15 protein-coding genes are annotated in these 20,826 nt (G+C 43.7%); 13 read left to right on the top strand and 2 right to left on the bottom strand.

Features of this window, described 5'->3' with window-relative positions:
- Positions 1-106: 106 nt before the first annotated feature.
- Positions 107-1,075 carry a cation transporter gene (locus G3M78_12645; GenBank protein QPJ66196.1) on the bottom strand — a complete coding sequence of 323 codons (969 nt, stop codon included), beginning with the start codon at positions 1,073-1,075 and terminating at the stop codon, positions 107-109.
- Between the two features lie 634 nt (positions 1,076-1,709).
- On the opposite strand from G3M78_12645, the gene G3M78_12640 reads away from it, so the two are divergent.
- From G3M78_12640 to G3M78_12625, 4 genes are all read left to right on the top strand, one after another.
- Entirely contained in the window at positions 1,710-2,096 is a 387-nt protein-coding gene (locus G3M78_12640; protein QPJ66195.1) for a hypothetical protein, read from the top strand.
- Positions 2,097-2,098: 2 nt separating this feature from the next.
- Entirely contained in the window at positions 2,099-4,582 is a 2,484-nt protein-coding gene (locus G3M78_12635) for a PAS domain S-box protein (GenBank protein QPJ66194.1), read from the top strand.
- Positions 4,566-5,204: a response regulator transcription factor gene (locus G3M78_12630; protein ID QPJ66193.1), complete on the top strand. Its 639-nt coding sequence runs from the start codon at positions 4,566-4,568 to the stop codon at positions 5,202-5,204. Before G3M78_12635 ends, G3M78_12630 begins: the two co-directional genes overlap by 17 nt.
- 397 nt (positions 5,205-5,601) lie before the next feature.
- The gene (locus tag G3M78_12625) at positions 5,602-6,711 is read left to right on the top strand and encodes a response regulator (protein ID QPJ66192.1); all 1,110 of its coding nucleotides are present in this window, start codon (positions 5,602-5,604) and stop codon (positions 6,709-6,711) included.
- Positions 6,712-6,954: 243 nt separating this feature from the next.
- On the opposite strand, the gene G3M78_12620 is transcribed toward G3M78_12625, so the two are convergent.
- Complete coding sequence (locus G3M78_12620; protein QPJ66191.1) at positions 6,955-7,806, bottom strand: hypothetical protein; 852 nt, start codon at positions 7,804-7,806, stop codon at positions 6,955-6,957.
- A 651-nt stretch (positions 7,807-8,457) separates the two neighbouring features.
- Here G3M78_12620 and G3M78_12615 point away from each other — a divergent pair.
- The 9 genes from G3M78_12615 (at position 8,458) to G3M78_12575 (ending at position 20,811) form a co-directional block, all read left to right on the top strand.
- Positions 8,458-11,475 (top strand): PAS domain S-box protein, encoded by a 3,018-nt coding sequence (locus G3M78_12615; GenBank protein ID QPJ66190.1) that lies wholly within the window; start codon positions 8,458-8,460, stop codon positions 11,473-11,475.
- The gene (locus tag G3M78_12610) at positions 11,465-11,890 is read left to right on the top strand and encodes a response regulator (GenBank protein ID QPJ66189.1); all 426 of its coding nucleotides are present in this window, start codon (positions 11,465-11,467) and stop codon (positions 11,888-11,890) included. The genes G3M78_12615 and G3M78_12610 overlap by 11 nt, the downstream gene beginning before the upstream one ends.
- A 72-nt stretch (positions 11,891-11,962) precedes the next feature.
- Positions 11,963-13,570 (top strand): PAS domain S-box protein, encoded by a 1,608-nt coding sequence (locus tag G3M78_12605; protein ID QPJ66188.1) that lies wholly within the window; start codon positions 11,963-11,965, stop codon positions 13,568-13,570.
- A gap of 44 nt (positions 13,571-13,614) precedes the next feature.
- On the top strand, positions 13,615-14,706 hold the full coding sequence (locus G3M78_12600) for a two-component sensor histidine kinase (GenBank protein ID QPJ66187.1): 1,092 nt from the start codon (positions 13,615-13,617) through the stop codon (positions 14,704-14,706).
- A gap of 27 nt (positions 14,707-14,733) precedes the next feature.
- Positions 14,734-15,183, top strand: a complete 450-nt coding sequence (locus G3M78_12595; protein QPJ66186.1) for a response regulator — start codon at positions 14,734-14,736, stop codon at positions 15,181-15,183.
- Positions 15,164-15,760 (top strand): response regulator, encoded by a 597-nt coding sequence (locus G3M78_12590; GenBank protein ID QPJ66185.1) that lies wholly within the window; start codon positions 15,164-15,166, stop codon positions 15,758-15,760. The genes G3M78_12595 and G3M78_12590 overlap by 20 nt, the downstream gene beginning before the upstream one ends.
- Positions 15,747-19,070 carry a hypothetical protein gene (locus G3M78_12585; GenBank protein ID QPJ66184.1) on the top strand — a complete coding sequence of 1,108 codons (3,324 nt, stop codon included), beginning with the start codon at positions 15,747-15,749 and terminating at the stop codon, positions 19,068-19,070. The genes G3M78_12590 and G3M78_12585 overlap by 14 nt, the downstream gene beginning before the upstream one ends.
- Entirely contained in the window at positions 19,067-19,528 is a 462-nt protein-coding gene (locus tag G3M78_12580) for a response regulator (protein ID QPJ66183.1), read from the top strand. The genes G3M78_12585 and G3M78_12580 overlap by 4 nt, the downstream gene beginning before the upstream one ends.
- Positions 19,525-20,811 (top strand): response regulator, encoded by a 1,287-nt coding sequence (locus G3M78_12575; GenBank protein QPJ66182.1) that lies wholly within the window; start codon positions 19,525-19,527, stop codon positions 20,809-20,811. Before G3M78_12580 ends, G3M78_12575 begins: the two co-directional genes overlap by 4 nt.
- Positions 20,812-20,826: the final 15 nt, after the last annotated feature.

The raw sequence follows: 20,826 nt of genomic DNA, 5'->3' as shown, positions 1-20,826 counted from the left end.
AAAGCGCGATACTAAACGATTTTCAATAGTGTGACCGGTCAACGCGAAACACAAAGTCAGCTTCGCAAGGCTTGGTTTTGAGCGTATGCCCGCCGGCGTTTCAACTTCAAGCGGGGTCGGTCTGCGTATCGTCGGCTTCCAACTGGGACAGATCACTTTTCCGGTGAGCAGACCAGCCTTGAGCTTCGATAAAAATTCGTCTGATCTGCGGGTATTCTGCTTTGATGTTCGTTTCCAGTCGGGATATGGTTTCTTCAACCGCATTGGAAGAAATACCGTCTTCGAAATCCAGACTCATATTGAGAAGAATATCGTGCGGCCCCATGTGCATGGTCAGGATTTCGTTGATATGAAGGATGCTGGTTTCATTTTTTAATATGGTGCGAATACCGTAAACCACTTTTTCATTCGCGGCCTCGCCGGTGAGCAAACCTTTGCACTCATAAGCGAGCAGAGTGGCGGTGGAGGCCAGGATCAATCCAATGGTCACCGAGCCGACGCCATCGAGGATCGGCATCTGTAACAAGTCGCTCAGGTATAGCGCGATCCCGGCGACGAGCAGGCCCAATAATGCCGCCAGGTCTTCGAAGAGAACGGTGAAAATTGCAGGGTCCTTGCTGGCGCGAACCGCCTTGATCCAGTTTTGCGAACCCTTGGTTTTGTAAAATTCTCTCAGGGCGACGGAAAACGCCATCGCCTCAAACACCACGGCAATGCCGATGACGATGAAGTTGATGTGCGGGCTGGTGATGACCGATGGGTTCTGAATTTTCATGATGCCTTCATAGATGGAAATGCCCGCGCCCAGTCCAAAGATAAGAATCGCGACCACAAAACTCCAGAAATACAGTTCCATGCCGTAACCGAAAGGATGCGACTTGTCCGCTGGTTTCGCGGCGCATTTCAGACCGTACAAGAGCAGAACCTGATTGCCTGTATCGACGACGGAGTGAATCGCTTCGCTGAACATTGCCGAGCTTCCGGTGTAAAAGGCCGCAAAAAATTTGGTGATCGCGATCAAACCATTGCCGAACAGCGCGGCATAGATCGCAATTTTGGATGAAGGGTTTGCCATGGTAGAGAGATTATACCTGAATTTGGGGTGAATAAGAGAAGTTGGATTGTTACCCGGCTTGAAATTTTGAAACTAAAAAATGGCGTCGGTAAGTTTGAGGCTGGGGACGATGCTTCAACCTCTCTCATTATACGCTATTTTGTATGTAGGCTGTCTGTTTTAACTGAATTTATTTTTATCGAGGACGCTTTTGACTGCTTTTCACATCAGCCAATGGCTATGGATTCCTCCCCTTCGTCTAGCGGTCAGGACACCGGCCTCTCACGCCGGTAACGAGATTTTGGAGCATTGAAATATAGTAACTTAAAGTATTACTGAAAGCGTTAGGCAACAAAGATGCGAGAGGGATGATTGAATCCAGGAGAGAAGAATATCTGTACCGCCTTGCTAACAGGGAAACTGAACGCTCAGAAAATATTCCAAAAAACGTCGAATAAGGGCGGCAATCATGACCGATTATTCTTGGGCCCCACCGATACAGACAAGGGGCGAGGGTCAATTTTTACAATTCGGAATAGTTTTCAAACTGAAGGTCAAAAAAAAAATAGTTGTATAATAAATTTAATGAATGACTGGAATATGGAGCTAGATATAAAATAGACTGAATATTATATTTCAAAATGAGACATTTAGTATGTCCAATATCAGGTCATACATCATTCCTCTTAGCATTACGCTTTGTGTCTTTTTGGCAGATCTGTATCTGGAACTGGGGGTTGCCTCAGGAGAGCTGTATCTTTTGGCTCTGGTTACCTACTACGGAACACGTGATCTGAAACTGCTCGTCAGGCTCAGCGTTCTATGCACCCTACTGATTGTTCTTGGCTATTTATTTTCCCCGCCGGGCGGAGAATTCTGGAAAATAGCTTTGAATCGATGTCTTTCCATCTCCGTACTCTGGATCTTCACATTATCTCAAGTCTGGCTGGATAAATCATCAAAAGTTGAATTATATGAAGAACTGGTTGATCGAATCAACTGGAGCCAGAACGAGTTGCCTCCTGGCAATATGAGGTTTTGAAGATGGCTATACTGAGCTCGTATATCTTCCCTCTCAGTGTTGTGTTTTGTGTCTTTTTTGTAGATTTGTTTGTCGAACTGGGCGTCGCCTCAGGGGCGCTGTACATTTTAGCTCTGGTTACCTACTACGGAACACGTGATCTGAAACTGCTCGTCAGGCTCAGTATTCTATGCACTCTACTGATTCTTCTTGGCTATATACTATCCCCGCCCGGTGGAGAATTTTGGAAAATAGTTTTGAACCGATGCCTTTCCATCTCCATTCTTTGGGTCTTCACGTTTTCTCAACTCTGGCTGGATAAAACATCAAAAGTTGAATTATATGAAGAACTGGTCGACCGAATCCACTGGACCCAGAACGAACTATCTCCTGATTCCACCCACGACATAATATACAATCGCTTGCTGGAAGATTTACTGTCTCTCTCAAAGAGTCGTTTTGCTATTTTTTTGCAAGTCAAACCTGACGAGAATGGCGAGTTGTCCCCGTTTTTCAGGGCATCCAAATTTTCAGGGCAGTCACAAGAAGCCGCGCCCCGGAAAGAACTTCTAAGGTTTCAAGATGAAATGATTCCCACAAAAGATTTATCTGAGGGACTGCTCAAGACCATTACGCAAAGAAAAGCGCGCAGTATGTATGCTGTAGACGGTGTTGTGGTGTCTAAAAGTATTGATCCGCTGTTGCCTTCTTTTAGCAGTTGTCTGTTGCTTCCAATAAATTCCGGAAATGTGATGGATGGCGTTGCTTGTGTTTTCAACACTAATGAAGACTATCCGCTCTCCATGTCATTTATTCTGGATCCTTATTTGAAAAGCTTTTCATTGGCATTGCAATCATTCCAGTTGAGGAATGACACAGGAAAAGCGATTTCGTCTCCCAAAGTCAACTCTATAGATTTTAAGTCAGATTCTGATTCAAAAAAATTCGATTCCATTTATTCCCGTATGGAAGAAGGGGTGTTGACCAGCTCACGTAAATTGATCGAAATGCGGGATCAGCTTGGGTCAGAAATTAAAAAACACCAGAGCAGTGTTGATCAGCAAAATCGGCTGATGTCTATTTTAGAATTTACCAGTGATTTTGTTGGCATTGCCGGTATTGCAGGAGAAGTAAAATATGTGAACCCGGCGGGTCGTCTCATGGTAGGACTGGGGCCAGATGGGGACTTGAGCCATCTGAGTATATCTGATTTCCATGAGACGAAAGCGGCTGATTATATTTTTCATTATGCCTTGCCTGTCGCAATTAAAAATGGTGTGTGGGAGGGAGAGTCCAGTTTAATTCACAAGGATGGGCGCATTATTCCTGTTTCTCAAGTCATCGTTGCACATAAATCTTCCACTGGCGCCGTTGATTTTTTCTCTACCGTTGCTCGCGATATCACCAAGCAGAAAACAGTTGAGGAAACTCTGCGTTTGCAGAATGAAACAAAGAAAAGTCTTATCAATTCTTTACCCGCCCATATCTCAGTGATTGATACAGAGGGAAACATTGTTCTTGTGAATGAAGCCTGGGTTCGTTTCGCGCTGGAGAACGGCTTGTCCAATGGAAATATTTTTGGTAGCGGGACAAACTACCTGGAGGTTTGTTTCAATTCCGGCGATGAAGGGGGGCAGGCCGGACGAGGAATTCTGGATGTGATTAAGGGGATTTCGCAAACTTTTAAAATGGAGTACTCCTGCCATTCTGAAGTTGAAAAACGCTGGTTTTTACTCTACGTCACCCCTCTCGTTGGAGAGAAACAAGGCGCTGTGGTTGCGCATTACCCCATCACAGATCGTGTCGAAGCTAAAACTGAATTGGAAAAATCCAAAGGGATCATTCACGGGCTTTATAACCGTTTAAAATCTGAGGTTGAGGAAGAAAAACTGCGAATGGCGCATGAAATTCATGACGAGCTGGGGCCATGTCTTACCTCGCTCAATATGGATATCGGATGGTTGCAGAATCAGATTTCTAACAGCCAGGAGTCGATTCAAAATGAGCTGGATAAAATGGCCCGAAAAGTATCTACGACTCTACTTTTGGTCCGCAAGATTTCGACGGATCTGCGACCGGAAATTCTGGATTTGTACGGACTTTCTGAGGCGATCAAATGGAAACTGGATAATATCGACGATCGCTTGAATCTGGAGTATGAATTTTTCAGCAATCATGACTTTAGAGATTTTAGCCGAGATATCGCCTTAACTCTTTTCAGAGTTTTTCAGGAGGCTTTGACCAATACCATCCGGCACAGTCAGGCGACAAAAATCAAGGTCTTGTTGGTAAGAAATAAATATGGAACGTTATTGAGAATCATTGATAATGGCTCCGGTATAGCCCATATTGAAAATGGGCCTTCGCTTGGGGTTTTAGGAATGCAGGAGCGCGTAGAGAGCGTTGGCGGAAAATTCAAAATTGATGGCGCTACCGGTCAAGGGACGGTGGTCGAAGTTCAACTCCCATTGATGAATGGAGGCAACGAAAATGGCGTCGACTATTAAAATTTTTATCACAGACGATCACACGATATTCCGGGAGGGATTGAAGAAACTGCTTTCCTCTTACGATGACATGCAGGTTATTGGTGAAGCCGATAATGGCGAGCAGACCCTTGTCGACATTCGCAAGGTTCAGCCTGATATCATTTTACTCGACATTGCGATGCCTGAACTGAGCGGGCTTGAGGTCTTGACTCAGTTGAATATGGAGTTCCCGGATTTAAAAGTTATTATCTTGAGTATGTATTCAGAAGAGCAACATGAAATCAGAATGCTTCAGACGGGAGCGTCTGCTTATATCACTAAAGGCGCATCGAAGGAGCAGTTGGTCGATGGTATTCGAAAAGTTTATCAGGGGGAGAAAGTAGTCAGTCCGTATTTGTCTCAAAAAATTGCAATGAATTTTGGTAAAAAACAGACAGAGCTTCCACTGGATACTTTAAGCAACCGGGAGTTTCAGGTTTTACGTTTGATCGCCTCCGGCAAAACGGTGTCCCAGATTGGCGAAATTCTCCACATAAGCGTGAAGACCGTCAGCGCTCATCGAAGTCACATTCTTGATAAACTGCAGATGCACTCCAATTCTGAGCTGATACGCTTTGCTCTCGATGAAGGTTTGATTTAACTAGCTCATTTGGTTTTAATTATTTAGCGCGATCCTTCCCCCCTCCTTCCAGATCTATTCTAACCCCCACATCTTAGTGTGATAAGCGTTTGTCTTATTAATGGCTGAGTCTTTTACTATGTTTTGTTTAAGGAAATAGGCCGTGTTTAATGGAGTTTTCCGTATACCTTTCTATAGGGACAGAGGCTATATTTTTTATATATCAATGTTCTAAACAGAGGATTGTTATGGAAAGAATTCATCCACTCCGGGGGGTCGCATCAGGAATGATGGTTTCTGACCAGGATCCGGTAGTGATCATGGTGACATTTCAATACGGTCTTATCTGCAAGAGATATTCAACAGTCTTCCTTGATATGGTACTTAAGAAAAATGGTTCGCAACAGGAGAATCCAAGATGATAAGTCCCGAACAATATCAAAGCGCCAGAATTTTGATCGTTGATGATGAGATCGCAAATGTTGCTCTTTTGGAGGTAATTCTGGAGCAACAGGATTATGTGAATATTAGAAGCACTACAGACGCGCGCGAAGCGGTCGCAATCTACGAAGAGTTCAATCCGGATTTGGTATTGCTGGACATACAAATGCCCCATATGGATGGGTTTCAGGTTCTGGAGGGATTTAAGAAACTGGAACGCACCTGTGCGCCGGTCATGGTTTTGACGGCCGATCAGGATTTTGATGTCCGTATCAGAGCTTTGACGCAAGGGGCGAAAGATTTCTTGACTAAACCCCTGGTTCCAATGGAAGTGATGCGACGTATCACGAACTTGCTGGAATCCCGTTTGATGCACAACGAGCTCAACGAGCAGAATGAGATTCTTGAAGCGACAGTTCGTGCGCGAACAGCCGAATTGAGTAATACACGGCTTGAAATTGTCCACCGTTTAGGGAAAGCAGGCGAATATCGCGACAATGAGACGGGTAATCATGTGATACGCATCGGATGTTTTTCCGCCTGTATTGGTAAAGCCCTGGGGCTGAATGCCAGCGAGTGCGAATTGCTGAGAAATGCAAGTCCGATGCATGATATCGGGAAAATAGGGATTCCCGACAGCATCCTTTTAAAAAGGGCGCCTCTTACTGATGATGAATGGGGGGTGATGAGAAAGCATACTCTGTACGGCGCTGAAATTTTTTCTGGTAATGAGTCTCCATTGATAAAAACCGCTCATATAGTGGCTTTACAACATCATGAAAAATGGGATGGGTCGGGGTATCCAAACAGTCTCAAGGAGGAGGAAATTTCTCTTGAGGCAAGAATTGTGAGCATCTGCGACGTGTTTGATGCGTTAACCTCTGTGCGTCCTTATAAGGAGGCCTGGGATTTGGGCGATACGCTCGATTTTATGAAAAAGAATAAAGGGAGCCATTTTGATCCGGCGGTGTATGAAAAATTCCTGAGCGTTCTTCCGGAAATACTGGAGATTAAAAATGCATTGAACGATGGTGGTAAAGAAATATCGATAAGCCCTGAATATGAGAAGACCTATTCAATGGCATGATTTCGAAACAGACGGTTCGCGAGTTTCTCGGCGTGAACGCCCCCTCCTGGATAAGGTGCGCCTGATATCAGAGTTTATATGATCTGAATCAGTCGTCAAAAACTCTCCGGGCGTTTTAGCGCCGTGCGGCTCGTGGAGCCGTTTTTTATCATTGTTTGAGCGGGCACAGGCTCCGAATCTGTTTCTCAGTGCAGGGTTGGCCGGTTGTGTTTACTCATGAGAGGCGAGATTAATACCGCGTAGCTATTGATCTAGTAATTCATTCTTGAGTTGAATGGTTTTTTTGCGGGTTTCCTGGTATTGCTGTTCTGAGCGTAGAGCGTGGTCGTTTGATTTTGTTAGCAGTTGTTCCGACGCAGTCAAATATGACGTCATCGAATTGATTTTCTTTTGTATCCTTCCAACGAGTACAAGGATTTCCTCATTCGCGAGCGCTTGTTCAAGAGATCTGAATTGATTCAAACCTTCCATACAATTTAAAAGTTTATTCAAACTGTGCTGAGTGCTCAGGAATAATTTTCGTGTGTTCGCGTTTCGAAAATCAAAGTCGCTCCTTTCTTTATTTTGTCCCTTTTCAAATATTGATTGTTGATTGAGTCCCTTCCAGGTCATCAATAGGCCGTTTAATGATTCGATAGATTGAGGATCGATCCCGTCTGTAAAATGATTTATCAGATTGAGCTTGTGGAATTCCATCCCCATTCTTACCGAGGCGGTGAGGTTGGCTACGCCCGGTGTTATCTGCCCCGTGTACAGCGACAGGTCGCCGGTATAGAAAGAATCAATCTGGCCTCTGGTCACCATTGAAGTCAATACGCTCTTGCTTGTTAAATGATCGTGCAGGATTCTTGCTGATAAGGGTGATGACTCATTGCAGTATTTTAAGAACTGGACCCCATTTGTTCTGGATCGGGAGAATTTGTTCTGCGACCAGATGAGAGAGTAAGGTCTTTGTCTTTTGAGAGCGAGCATCCCCTGTTCGGGAGATTCAACACGCTCCATCAAAATATCCTCATTTCCCAATATTACTTTTAGAATCTCAGGAAAAACGGAGGATTCTTCTGCGACGAGCATGGAATAGATGTTTTCACTCATTGGAAATCCTGTGCGTCAGCAACCTGTCCAACGATGGCGACAAGCGTTGATAAGTGAAGTTCTGGTATTACTAATGTGTGAGGCCAAATGAAGTTTTCCCACCGGGCATTTAGAAGCACAATCGTAATATAGGCTTTTGGTGAACCATTAGCTATTAATAGTATGCTTTTTTTCTATTAGCATTTTTGTTTTACATTTTTTCAAGAGGTAGGGCTATGCGTTTTGACATTCATTTCAATTGAAAAATCACACTATTATCTCAAATTCTTTAATAGCCCTGCGGTTCGTCTGGAATCGAACTCCCATGTCCGCTTAAGTTTGCAACCCTCCCAATATTCGCTGATCCCCGTAACTATAATACACACGCTTAAAAGCGCAGGTCTGGTAACAGGCTACAGTCTCCTCTGTCAGCGCTAATATCCAGACTTCCAATGGTTTTCATTCCAGTATCACAGTTGTTTTATGGCAAAGAGGACGGTCGGTAAGGTTTTGTCCTATGCCAGGGCAAGTGAAAGGCTAATTCATTTTTAGTGGATTGAGCCGGTCTTAAATGGTTTTTTCCACATACCTTTCGGGATGGCTCCGTCATATATTTATATATACAGCACATAAGTAGGGTTAGCGAGTTCAAGCCGAAACCAAAGAGATTTTATGAAAATCGATGATCCAATTCGAAGCGTCACTTCAGGATTGATGGTTTATAGCCTGGGTGGCGTAGTGATGCTGGGCTGGATTTTGAATTTACCCTGGGTGGTTCAGGTATTGCCTGACTTTGCTCCGATGCAGTTCAATACAGCGCTTTGCTTTTTGCTGGCAGGGCTGGCGCTCCTCTTGCTGGAATTTTCCTTGCCCCCGGTGTTATACCGAATTCCAGGAATCCTGATCTCCTGCATTGGAGCTCTCACCCTGATTCAATATGGCTGGGCAGTTGATTTTGGCATCGATCAATTGTTCACTGAACAGACTATCCTGACAAAGACATCGCACCCCGGGCGAATGGCTCCGAATACGGCCTTGTGCTTCCTGCTTGCAGGCATATTCTTCATTTCCCAGCATAGAGATAAGGAAAACTCGGAGAGATTGCTGATTCCGGTCATCGTTACATTTTTAATAATTGTTTTAAGTTTTCCAGCCCTTCTTGGATATTTGCTCAAATTAGAAAAACTTTATGGCTGGGCGGAGATGACCCGAATGGCCGTACACACTTCTATTGGATTTCAGATTCTCGCAGGCGCTTTTTATCTTGTTCTGAAACATAAAGGACTGCATGCAAATTCAACTTTCATAGGTTATCAGCCGGGGATTGTAGGATTGTTTGTGTTTCTTTTGAGCCTGTCGATCGCCGCGGCTGAATACTCTAAAGGCGCCGCTTCTATTCATAAAGAAGTCAAACTCATAACGACTGCCATCAAGCAAAATTTATCTACCGTTATTGAAAAAAACTCGGAAGCGTTAATTCGAATGTCCAGACGTTGGGAGACTGGCGAGGACCGTCCGGCTCAGGCAGTCTGGGAGGACGATGCACGCTATTACCGTGAACATTTACGGAGCCTTCATTCCATCGCATGGATGGATCGTAATTATAGACTGCAGTGGATGGTTCCGAAAACAGTAAATCAGGCTACGGCTCAGAATTTTATCGCCAATAAATATTCTTCAGACCTGAAAAAATCCGAAAGTATTCATAAAGTGGTGTCCACGAAGATCACTGCGATGGATTCTGGGGAGAAAATCTTTTTAATAATTTTGCCGCTCACTCGCCAGGGGACTATTGATGGTTTCCTTATTGGAACGGTATTGCTGGAAGAATTTATACATATAAATTTAGAGAAAAGGTTCGCCGATAAAATGTCTTTTGCCATAAGTGAAGACAATCAAACAAAATTTGCTTCAGGCCAAATTTTTCCCGATTGGGAGCAGGAAGAAACGATTGAGTTTATCAATTCAAGTTGGGTTCTCAGCATTTCTCCTAAGCAACACTGGTTAGATGGAGAACAATCGTCATTGCCGTTTGTTTTTCTTGTCACCGGACTCATGGCGGGAGTGTTGTTGGGATGGCTGGTATATCTTTATCAGCAAATTCGATCTCAGAATCAAAAAACTCTGAACCTTTTGAATAATCTTCCCGTCGAAGTGGTGGTCCTGGATTCAGAAGAGAGAATAGAGATGGCCAATGATGATTGGAACAAGAAGAAAGTATCGAATGTATATCTGGATAATTTTCCAAACGACTCGGATCGTGAAATTATTAAAAAATCCATAGATCAGGTTCGACGGGGAGATTTGCCTGAGTTTGTTATGGAATTTACCCGGCAGGAGCGATCTGAAAATACCTGGTTATTGTTATTTGCAAAAAGACTGTCTGAACGGGATCAGCGCGTGTTGATTTCCCATACAAATATCACTCGAGTCAAAGCAACCGAGTCGGAGCTAGAGGCAATCAAAACCCGTAATGAATTGATTCTTGAATCTGCTGGTGAAGGAATTTACGGTCTGGACGCCCTGGGCAAAACGACTTTTATAAACCCTGCCGCCTCCAGCATGATTGGATACGATCTGAGTGAACTGATCGGCAAGCCTCAGCACGACATCCTGCACCATTCAAAAGAAGACGGGACCCATTACCCCACAAGCGAGTGTCCGATACATTCCACGATTGCAGATGGTAGAACCCGCCATGTTTCTAATGAAGTGTTCTGGCGAAAAGACGGGACTTCTTTTCCTGTTGAATACATCAGCACGCCCATCTGGGAAAACGACGTTCTTTCCGGCGCTGTTGTCACTTTCAGTGACATTACGGTGCAAATGCAACTGAGTCGTGAAATCGTGCAGGCTCAAGAAAATCTGGAGACAGTTAATGCCGAACTTGAGGCAAAAGTAAAAGAAAGAACCTATGACCTGGAAGTGGCAAATGCGGAACTCATTCGATCGAATAATGAACTGGATTCATTTACCTATATCGCTTCGCATGACCTGAAAGAGCCTTTAAGGACGATTGAAATATGCTCTCAGGATTTACTGGAAGATTATATGGACAAACTTGATGAAGAAGGCAAAGAAAGTCTGAGCGGGATGGCGGAAGCGTCCGTATTCATGAAAAATCTTATAAGTGATTTGCTGACTTATTCACGGGTAGATAGTCATGCATTGAATAAAGTTGAATGCAGTCTCACTGAGATGATTCTGTCCATAGAAAATACGCTTCAAACAACGTTATCTCAAGAGAATGTGGTCATACGCATCCCGGAGACGCTACCGAACATATGGGTTGATTATGAGCAGTTCACGGAAGTTCTACAAAGCATAATTGAGAACGCTATTAAATATAATAATAAGAGTGAAAAACTAATAGAAATAGGCGTTGTTGAGAATAAACCCGACGCCGACTCTTCTGCGTTGCACCCCGCCACGAGATCCCAGGTAAACGGTTCTTCCACGATTTTTATACGAGATAACGGAATAGGAATACGAGACAAACATCTGGAAAAAATATTTAGAATTTTTAAACGCCTTCATGGAAAGAATGATTTTGGCGGCGGAACAGGAACGGGTTTGACCATTGCAAAGAAAATTATTGACCGGCACGGCGGGAAGGTCTGGGTTGAATCCGAAATCGATGTGGGAAGCGCTTTTTTCATCAAACTGAACGGATTACCTCATGGCAACTGAATATTTCGAAAACGAAATTTTAATCGTGGAAGACAATGATTTTGACTTCAGGTTCATGATGAAGTCATTCAAGAAAAGTGGCTACTCAGCTTGCGTAACAAGAGTGACTACTGGCGATGATGCGCTTGATTATCTTTTCAACGAAGGCAATTTTTCAGACAAGGAAGCCTATCCGATCCCTTTCATGATTTTGCTGGACCTGGGGTTGCCAGGGGTTGACGGCGATGAAGTTCTTTGCAAGGTGAAAAGCGACGAACTTTTAAAAAACATTACGGTCATTATCATGACCTCTATTAAGACAGAACATTTTATCGAGAAATGTTATGCGCTGGGCGCTGATGGGTATGTCATGAAGCCCGTTACGGCAGAAGGTTTAACAGAGGCGATCCGGAATATTAACGGTGACTCCTGTTGAGGAACGAATTGTATAGACAAGAACTGCTACAGATTGAATTGAACCATTAACCTGTTAATAGCGAGGCCGAGTATGAGTAAAATATTATCAACTGAAAGAGAAGCGTTGCAATCGCATTTAGCCGCTTTGGTTGAGTCAACGGGTGATGCAATTATAACCAAGACCCTTGAAGGCGAGATCATTTACTGGAATAAAGGCGCTGAAAAAATCTACGGATATACAGCTGAAGAAGTGCTGGGGAAATCAATCACCCTGATTGATCCTAAAAAATCCAACGATGAACACGAAACCATTCTGTCCAATTACAAATCCGGAATCAAATTGGAACATTATGAGACAAAGCGCGTTCGTAAGGACGGAACGGTGATTGATGTTTCCTTAACAGTGTCCCCTATTAAAGATGATAAAGGCGATCTTATAGGTTTTTCCACCATTGCCAGGGACATTACCGGAAAGACTATATATTCCGAGTATGCGCGCTCTCTTATCGAAGCCTCTTTGGATCCGCTTGTAACCATCAGTCCCGATGGAAAAATCACAGATGTGAATGAGGCAACGATTAAGGCCACAGGCCTTGACCGTCAAGATCTCATCGGAACCGATTTTTCGAGTTATTTTACCGAACCCGAGAAAGCCCGCGAAGGTTATCAGAATGTTTTCGAAAAAGGATTTGTAACAGACTACCCGCTCACCATCCGCCACATATCCGGGAAATTGATAGAAGTGCTGTACAACGCGTCTGTCTATAAAGACAGCCAGGGAAAAGTGCTGGGCGTGTTTGCCGCCGCGCGCGATGTTACGGTCCAGAAGGAATCTTCGCAGTACTCTCGATCCTTGATTGAGGCTTCTCTGGATCCGCTGGTGACCATCAGCGCCGACGGTATCATCACCGATGTCAACGAGGCGACCATCAAAGTCACTGGACTGGATAGGGAGAATCTGATTGGCACTGACTTTTCAGATTATTTTACCGAACCCATTAAAGCCCGCGAAGGTTATCAGCAGGTATTTGAAAAAGGCTCAGTCACTGACTATCCGCTGACGATCCGTCACAAATCCTCAAGGCTGATCGACGTTCTTTACAACGCCTCAGTTTATAAAGACAGCCAGGGGCAGGTTATCGGCGTCTTCGCGGCGGCTCGTGATATCACCGCGCAGAAAGAATCATCTCAGTATGCGCGTTCTCTCCTTGAAGCATCTGTGGATCCGCTGGTCACTATCAATCCTGATGGGAAAATCACCGACGTTAACAACGCGACGATCGAAGCAACAGGAATGAACCGTGAAAACCTGATCGGAACGGATTTTTCAAGTTATTTCACAGAACCGGATAAAGCCCGGGATGGGTATCAGCAGGTTTTTGAAAAAGGCATGGTGACTGATTACCCGCTCACGATTCGTCATCAGTCTGGAAAATTGACGGATGTTTTGTATAACGCCTCTGTTTATAAAGACACCAAGGGAAATGTATTAGGGGTCTTTGCCGCGGCACGGGATATCACCGGACAGAAACGCGCTGAAAAAGATGCGGCTGAAAAAGAAAAGAAGCTGGTTCGTCTTGTTGAACTGGAGAGGTTCCAGAAACTTACTGTCGGAAGAGAGTTGAAAATGATTGAGTTGAAACAGCGTATCGAAGATTTGGAATCGGAACTTGAGAAGGTCAGCGGGAATCGTGAATGAAAAATTGGGGTAATGCTGTCTTAGATAATAAGGAGGCTGGATCAATGGATAAAGTAGCGAACTATTCTATTGAAGATTTTCAACAAGCTCTTATGAATATTCTCGAGGACATGAGCGGACATAAGGAGCTCATGGAGCAATCCCAAAGAGCCATGTTGAACGTTCTTGAAGACTTTACGGATGATAAAGAACTGCTGGAAGATTCCCAGAGCGCTGTTTTGAATATTTTAGAAGACTTCACCGGCGATAAGGGTTTACTGGAAGATTCACAAAAGGCCATGCTCAATATCCTTGAGGACTCTTCCTTTGAAAGGGACATTCTTGAAGCAACTCAAACGGCTGTCCTGAATATTCTGGAGGACTATGGAGAGGAGAAGGAAACGATTGAAACAATCAACAAAGAGCTTGAGGACGCAAAGGATAATCTGGAAATACGCGTGGAAAATCGAACGAATGATTTGAAAAAAATTAATATGGAACTGGAGTCATTCAGTTATTCAGTTTCGCACGATCTCAGGGCGCCTCTTCGATCGGTTGTGGGTTACTGCAATATTCTGAGGGAGGATTATTGTTCCGGCCTGGATCAAGAAGGACAGAATACAATCGACGTGATTGTGCGTAATGCAACTCGAATGGGTATTTTGATTGACGATATTCTTGAATTCTCGCGCCTCGGTCGCCAGGAAGTTCGCAAGCAGGAAATGGATCTGGATGAATTGGTCGAACAGATTTACGCTGATTATTCTTCACCGCAAAAAAATAAAATCGAGTTTACTCATGAACCTCTGGGTAAGTATTGCGGCGATAAACTCATGATAATTCATATGCTGTCCAATCTTATTGGCAACGCTATCAAGTACAGTAGCACCCGCCCGATCTCAATCATTAAAATGGGAACAACCCTGGAGGGCGAAACGACTACCTATTACATCACTGACAATGGCGTGGGGTTTAATCAGAAATATGTCGACAAAATTTTCGGGGTTTTCCAAAGATTACACAAAGGCAACGAGTTTGAAGGAACCGGTGTGGGAATGGCCATTGCCCAGCGTGTCGTCCATCATCATGGAGGAACTATCTGGGCGGAAGGAGTAGTAGGCCAAGGAGCAAGTTTTTACTTCACATTGGGGAATTAAGAACAAATTAACACTGGGAGAATCCGTATGGAAGCTTTGGAAACCGTAGAGGTCCTTTTAATAGAAGATCGAGAGGAAGACGCAACGATGGCGATCCGTGGATTGAAAAAATACAATGTGGCGAATCATATCAAGTGGGTGGAAGACGGTGAAGAAGCTCTGAATTATTTGACTGCCAATCCCGTGCCGCCCAAGCTCATTCTGCTTGACTTGAAAATGCCAAAACTCAGCGGGTTGGAGGTGCTCAAACTTATCAGGAAGATGGCGCGTATTGCGAAAACGCCCATTGTGGTGATGAGCTCTTCGAATGAGGATTCAGATATTGAGGAAAGTTATGCGCTGGGCGCGAACAGCTATATTGTCAAACCCGTGGATTTCGAGAAATTCACGGATACGATTAAAAAGCTTGGGTTTTACTGGTTGATGATCAACGAGCCGCCCAAGGGAAAGGGATTTGATGAAGATACTTTATCTTGAAGACAATAAAGATGATGCGGGTCTGGTTATCAGGGAGGTCAAGAAAGTTATTCCCGATTCAGAAATCATATTGACTGATAACAGAGAGGATTTTGTTCACCATCTTGATTCCTTGGAGATTGATCTTGTCATATCAGATTATGTTCTGCCTGATTTTAGCGGCCTGGAAGCCCTGGAAATCGTGATGCAAAATGATGTGAATACTCCATTTATTTTTGTGACGGGTGCCTTGCAAACTGACGACCAGGCAATCGAAACAGCTCTCTCGGGCGCAACCGCTTTTGTACTCAAATCAGATGTCAAGTCGATCGAACGCCATTTGATAAAGTTGCTAGAGAGCAGGACAAAGAAAGCGGCGAGTTTGTGTCAATCAAGAAAATCACTCGCCTCATCAATGCAATTATCTGTCGACATATTAACAAAGTTCGAGAATGTGATGTCAAAGGATATGTCCACCCGGGACATAGCGAAGGCCCGGTCGAAATTATTGGTTTTGAGAGAATCCATTAAGAAAACATCGGCCAATATTGAAATCCTCTATGAGGATTTAAAAGGTATGGATAATGGAAAACGCTAAAAACCAACAAGATGGTAATAATGTTCCCGTCGTTGCGCTGGGCGCCTCTGCAGGCGGGCTGGCGTCTCTGGAGTTGTTTTTTAAAAATATTCCAGCGGACACGGGCTTTGCTTATGTTGTCGTCCAGCATCTTGCGCCAAGTTATAAAAGCTTTATGCCTGAAATTCTTTCTCGAGTGGCAAGCATTCCCGTGGTGACCATCAAGAACAATATGCCGGTGGCGCAGGATACGATCTATTGGCTTCCTCCGATGAACGAACTCAGCATAGATAATGGCATCCTGAAAATTCGTAAGATTGATGTGGGTCAGGGTGAAACGCGTCCGGTAAAACCCATCGATCATTTTTTCAGTTCCTTGTCGAGGGATTATGAACGACAAAAGACGGTTATTATTCTGTCTGGGACGGGAAGCGATGGTTCTCTGGGAGTAGTGGACGCCCATAATGCGGCGGCAAAAATTTATATAGAGAATCCTGAAACAGCAAAATTTGACGGGATGCCCAATTCGGCCATGATCACGAAAACATTTGATTTTGTCGGAACGGCTTCGGAGATTGCTGAGAGAACAGTAGAATCCTCTAATTCTCAACGTAAAGAAATCAGGCGGAATATTCTAGATAAGTTGCAGGGAAGTACCAAGGATAAAATCCTCGACCTCATCAATGAAGAATATGACGTTGATTTTAATCTGTATAAAATCCCGACGATTGATCGAAGGCTTGGCAAAAGGATGGAACATTTGCACATCAAGGATTTGGATAAATACCTGAAGTATCTGGTTCAAAATCCTAAAGAAATCGCAAATATATATTATGAAATTTTAATTGGAGTGACTGAACTTTTCCGTGACAAGGAGGCCTTCGATTTAATTTCATCCTCTGTGATACCTGGAATTCTATCTGATAATGTTCCCGGCAAAGAAGTCCGGATCTGGGTGGCCGGCTGTGCTTCTGGAGAAGAGGCGTATTCGCTGGCGATTTTATTCCTGGAAGCCATTGAGAAGCTGGATCGTCACATCAATATTAAAATTTTTGCAACCGATGTTGACAGCCATATTCTTGATAAGGCGGGTCTCGGAATTTATGAGCAGGACAATGCTCTGGTTAAATCTTACATGGGCAAGTACTTTGAGGAGAAGAAAGGCTGTGTCCAGGTCACTTCAGCATTAAGGAGATGCATCGTTTTTACAAGGCATAATCTGTTAAAAGATCCTCCTTTTATGAATATGGATTTAATTTCCTGCAGAAACCTGCTCATTTATTTCAAGAGTGAGGCACAGGATAAAGCCTTATCCACCTTTTTATTTAGTTTAAAGAGATATGGTTATCTGTTTCTGGGGCCGAGTGAACAGATCAAAATTTTATCCAATAATTTCGACACGATCCACTCTAAATGGAAAATATATAGGAAGACACATGATATTAAACGCTTGAGGGATAAGACTTCCATGCGACCTGCAGTTGATGCAACCACAGAGACTAACAATCCACGCAGTCCTGTCGTTACACAAAATATGACTGGGATTAAAACTGAAGATGCGATGGAAGTCTTGCTTCAAAGCTATATACCGCCCAGTCTCATGCTCAATGATGAGATGGATATCATCCATATTTTCGGAGATGCGGGAAAATACATTTCCTTTAAGCCGGGAAAAGCGCTTCTGAATATTAAAGCATTAACCAACGAGTCGCTGGCGCATGTCATTTCTGCAAGTATTGATCAATGCAGAGTCAGTCGCCAGATTATCGAGGCAAGCGAAACTATTAAAGTTGAAGGTAGCGTGGATAAGGAACGCTTCTATAACGTGATTGTGCGGCCTTTGGGAAATAGCGAGTGTATTGATCCCATTGGATTCCTTGTCAGCATTGATGAAGGGGATAAGGGATTCAATAAATCTGATATGTCTGGGCGCCCGGTGTCGCTTCAGGAAATTGAATCTCATTCATTATTAGTTGAAGAACTGAAGCGGACCAAGGCCAATCTGTATAAAACCGTCTCGGAACTTGAAATCACCAATGAGGAATTTCAGGCAACGAATCAGGAAATGCTTGTGGCCAATGAGGAATTGCAGTGTAGCAATGAAGAACTCAATTCGGTGAACGATGAGCTTTACTCGGTTAACCTTGAGTATCATGAAAAAATTGATGAGCTGGTGAAAGTAACCCAGGATGAGGACAACCTTCTCAACTGCACGGATATTGGAACGATCTTTCTGGATAGTCAGTTACGAATCAGAAAATTTACTCCGGCCATACAGAAATATTTTCGCTTGTTAACAACCGATATAGGACGGCAGTTATCGGATATTTCATGTGACTTAGACGTTGATGAGATACTTCGCTACATACATTCCGTTATAAAAACAATGGAGCCCGTTCAATATGAGAAAACGGATAAATCCGGGAATTATTTTCTGATCAAAATCCATCCCTACAAGACTTTTTTTGAATCGGGTGATGGAGCGATCATCTCATTTGTGGATGTCTCTGAGGTCAAGAAGGCAGAGATCACCATTAAAGAAAAAGTCGATGCCCTTGAAAAAATTAATCAGGACCTTGAAGCATTTGCCTATGTCGTTTCACATGATTTGAAAGCTCCATTACGAACTATCGGGCAATTAGCGCAATCTATTGAAGAAGAGATTAAAGATAAACTATCACCGGATAATCGCAAAAATTTCGAAGATTTATTCAACCTGAAGAGAAATATGGAAGCGCTGATAGACGGAATTCTGAAGTATTCCGTGGCTGGAAAAGAAGGGGCGCGGGCCGAGCCTGTGAATGTGAACGATCTTCTGAATACCATTATAAAAGCGCAGAGTCCCGTCCACCAAAATGCAATTGAGATAAGTCGTGGAATGCCAACATTGACAACTGAGAAAGTCAAGCTGGAGCAGGTGTTCTTAAATCTCATTGGAAATGCCATCAAATACGGAACCACAGATAAATCGACTCTTTGTATAAACATAGGCTGTATTGAATTGGAAGATTTTTTTCAATTTTCCGTTGGCGACAATGGGGATGGAATACCTGAACAACATCAGGGCAGGATTTTTACTATGTTTAAAACGCTTGATTTCCCAGGTAAAGAGAAGGGCACGGGGATAGGACTTGCTGTTGTGAAGAGAATAGTTGAAAGCCAGGGGGGGCGTATCACTGTCAATTCCCTGGAAGGTAAGGGCGCCACCTTCAGCTTTACCTGGCCTAAACAGATGAAGGGTAAAGAACCTAATAATGACGACAGTCCGCTCCATAATCCTCTTTCAGAGAGAGATTTGGTTGGAACGCAAGGTAACAGGAACAAGTCATGAAATCCAAAGAAGCTTCATATCTAATATTAGTCATTGAAGACAGTGATTTTGATTTTAAATCTATCATGAAATCCTTCAATAAATGCGGTTTTAAGAACATTGTTCATAGAATAACCAATGGAGATAATGCATTGGATTATCTTTTCAATCGAGGAGAATTTGTGGACCCTATCGCTTCCCCCAGCCCGGATCTTATTTTTCTGGATCTGAATCTACCAGGCTCCGATGGGCATGAGATTCTTGAAGAACTCAAAAATGATCCAAAAATGAGAATGATCCCGGTCGTCATCATGACTTCCTCCGGGAACGCTCAAGATATACAGAATTGTTATGCCAGAGGCGCGAACAGTTATGTTATCAAACCTACCAGTTCAGAAGGTTTTCTTAAGGCCATACAGGGATTGAATGATTATTGGTTTAAATTGTCAATCCTCCCAACAACAATGAGGACGCCATGACTGCAACTGCTACTCATAAAATTCTTCTTGTGGAGGACAATCCGCACGAACGGAGAAGAATTCGGAGACTACTTAACGATGATAGCGAGCAGTCGTATGACATTTCCGAAGCTGATAATGGTGAGAAGGGACTCAGCTTATGCCGGGAAGTGGATCCGGACTGTATGGTCCTGGATTTTTTCTTGCCCGATACGGATGGCCTCGAACTGTTATATGAGATGAAGAAGGGCGCTTATCGGGGAGCTGTGGTCATGCTCACCGGGGAAGGTAATGAGAAAATTGCCGTGGAGGCTCTTAAAGCCGGAGCCCATGATTACATGGTTAAAGATAAATTGACCTCAGGCGCATTGAAACATTCCATCCGCTCCGCGATTCAATTGAGACAACTTCAGATAGACAAGGTAAAGGTTGAAGACGATCTGCGGGAATCCAACCATAGCCTTGAGGAACGAGTCCGGGAAAGAACCCTGGAACTCGAACAAATTAATGTTGAGCTAAGACAACATATTATTCAGCGCAAAAAAATTGAGATTGAACTATTACAGTCTAAAGAACAGGCCGAACTGGCCAATCGAGCAAAATCGGAATTCCTTTCCCGTATGAGCCATGAATTGCGAACGCCCTTAAACAGTATTCTTGGGTTCAGCGATGTGATGCTAATGAACGCAAAGGAACCGCCTTCCGAGAAACAAGAGAATTATTTGAAGTATATAACCCAGGCCGGTCGCCACCTGTTGTCGCTGATTAATGAGGTCCTTGATCTGGCTAAGATAGAAGCGGGGAAAATAAGCATTTCTGTGGAACCTTTTTCGTTGGTCACCGCTGTCAATGATGTGATTACTTCGATATCCGCTTTGTCAGATCAGAAAAAAATAAAGCTGGTGAATGAGATTAAAGAGCCGCTGGATCTGATAGTTCATATGGATCCGATGCGTTTTAAACAGATTTTGCTGAACTTGGTCAGCAATGCGATTAAGTATAACCGTATGAACGGGACGGTGACTCTAAGTTTAGATATGGAGAGTGACCTGTTAAGGCTAAATGTTCGAGATGAGGGAGCGGGAATCCCTGAGGAAAATTTTGACAAAATTTTCAAACCCTTTGATCGATTGGGAGCAGAGAAAAGCGTGATTGAAGGGACCGGAATCGGTCTGTCCATTGCCCAAAAACTTGCCATACTTATGGACGGAAAAATTGAGATTGCCAGTGTTCAAGGGGAGGGCAGTTGCTTCTCCTTTGCGTTCCCCAGAGAAAGACTGCTGGGGATCCACGCAGGTAGGTAAACATTATGCGTTTTA

The organism is Candidatus Nitrohelix vancouverensis (assembly GCA_015698305.1).
GTDB lineage: Bacteria > Nitrospinota > Nitrospinia > Nitrospinales > VA-1 > Nitrohelix > Nitrohelix vancouverensis.
This window is presented reverse-complemented; position numbering and strand designations above follow the sequence as displayed.

What these genes read in the sequence shown, in the direction of transcription:
- G3M78_12595 (QPJ66186.1), top strand. Translation starts at nt 14,734, where the DNA reads ATGGAAGCTTTGGAAACCGTAGAGGTCCTTTTAATAGAAGATCGAGAG.
- G3M78_12605 (QPJ66188.1), top strand. Translation starts at nt 11,963, where the DNA reads ATGAGTAAAATATTATCAACTGAAAGAGAAGCGTTGCAATCGCATTTA.
- G3M78_12630 (QPJ66193.1), top strand. Translation starts at nt 4,566, where the DNA reads ATGGCGTCGACTATTAAAATTTTTATCACAGACGATCACACGATATTC.
- G3M78_12615 (QPJ66190.1), top strand. Translation starts at nt 8,458, where the DNA reads ATGAAAATCGATGATCCAATTCGAAGCGTCACTTCAGGATTGATGGTT.
- G3M78_12610 (QPJ66189.1), top strand. Translation starts at nt 11,465, where the DNA reads ATGGCAACTGAATATTTCGAAAACGAAATTTTAATCGTGGAAGACAAT.
- G3M78_12640 (QPJ66195.1), top strand. Translation starts at nt 1,710, where the DNA reads ATGTCCAATATCAGGTCATACATCATTCCTCTTAGCATTACGCTTTGT.
- G3M78_12625 (QPJ66192.1), top strand. Translation starts at nt 5,602, where the DNA reads ATGATAAGTCCCGAACAATATCAAAGCGCCAGAATTTTGATCGTTGAT.
- G3M78_12620 (QPJ66191.1), bottom strand. Translation starts at nt 7,806, where the DNA reads ATGAGTGAAAACATCTATTCCATGCTCGTCGCAGAAGAATCCTCCGTT.
- G3M78_12575 (QPJ66182.1), top strand. Translation starts at nt 19,525, where the DNA reads ATGACTGCAACTGCTACTCATAAAATTCTTCTTGTGGAGGACAATCCG.
- G3M78_12590 (QPJ66185.1), top strand. Translation starts at nt 15,164, where the DNA reads ATGAAGATACTTTATCTTGAAGACAATAAAGATGATGCGGGTCTGGTT.
- G3M78_12645 (QPJ66196.1), bottom strand. Translation starts at nt 1,075, where the DNA reads ATGGCAAACCCTTCATCCAAAATTGCGATCTATGCCGCGCTGTTCGGC.
- G3M78_12635 (QPJ66194.1), top strand. Translation starts at nt 2,099, where the DNA reads ATGGCTATACTGAGCTCGTATATCTTCCCTCTCAGTGTTGTGTTTTGT.
- G3M78_12585 (QPJ66184.1), top strand. Translation starts at nt 15,747, where the DNA reads ATGGAAAACGCTAAAAACCAACAAGATGGTAATAATGTTCCCGTCGTT.
- G3M78_12580 (QPJ66183.1), top strand. Translation starts at nt 19,067, where the DNA reads ATGAAATCCAAAGAAGCTTCATATCTAATATTAGTCATTGAAGACAGT.
- G3M78_12600 (QPJ66187.1), top strand. Translation starts at nt 13,615, where the DNA reads ATGGATAAAGTAGCGAACTATTCTATTGAAGATTTTCAACAAGCTCTT.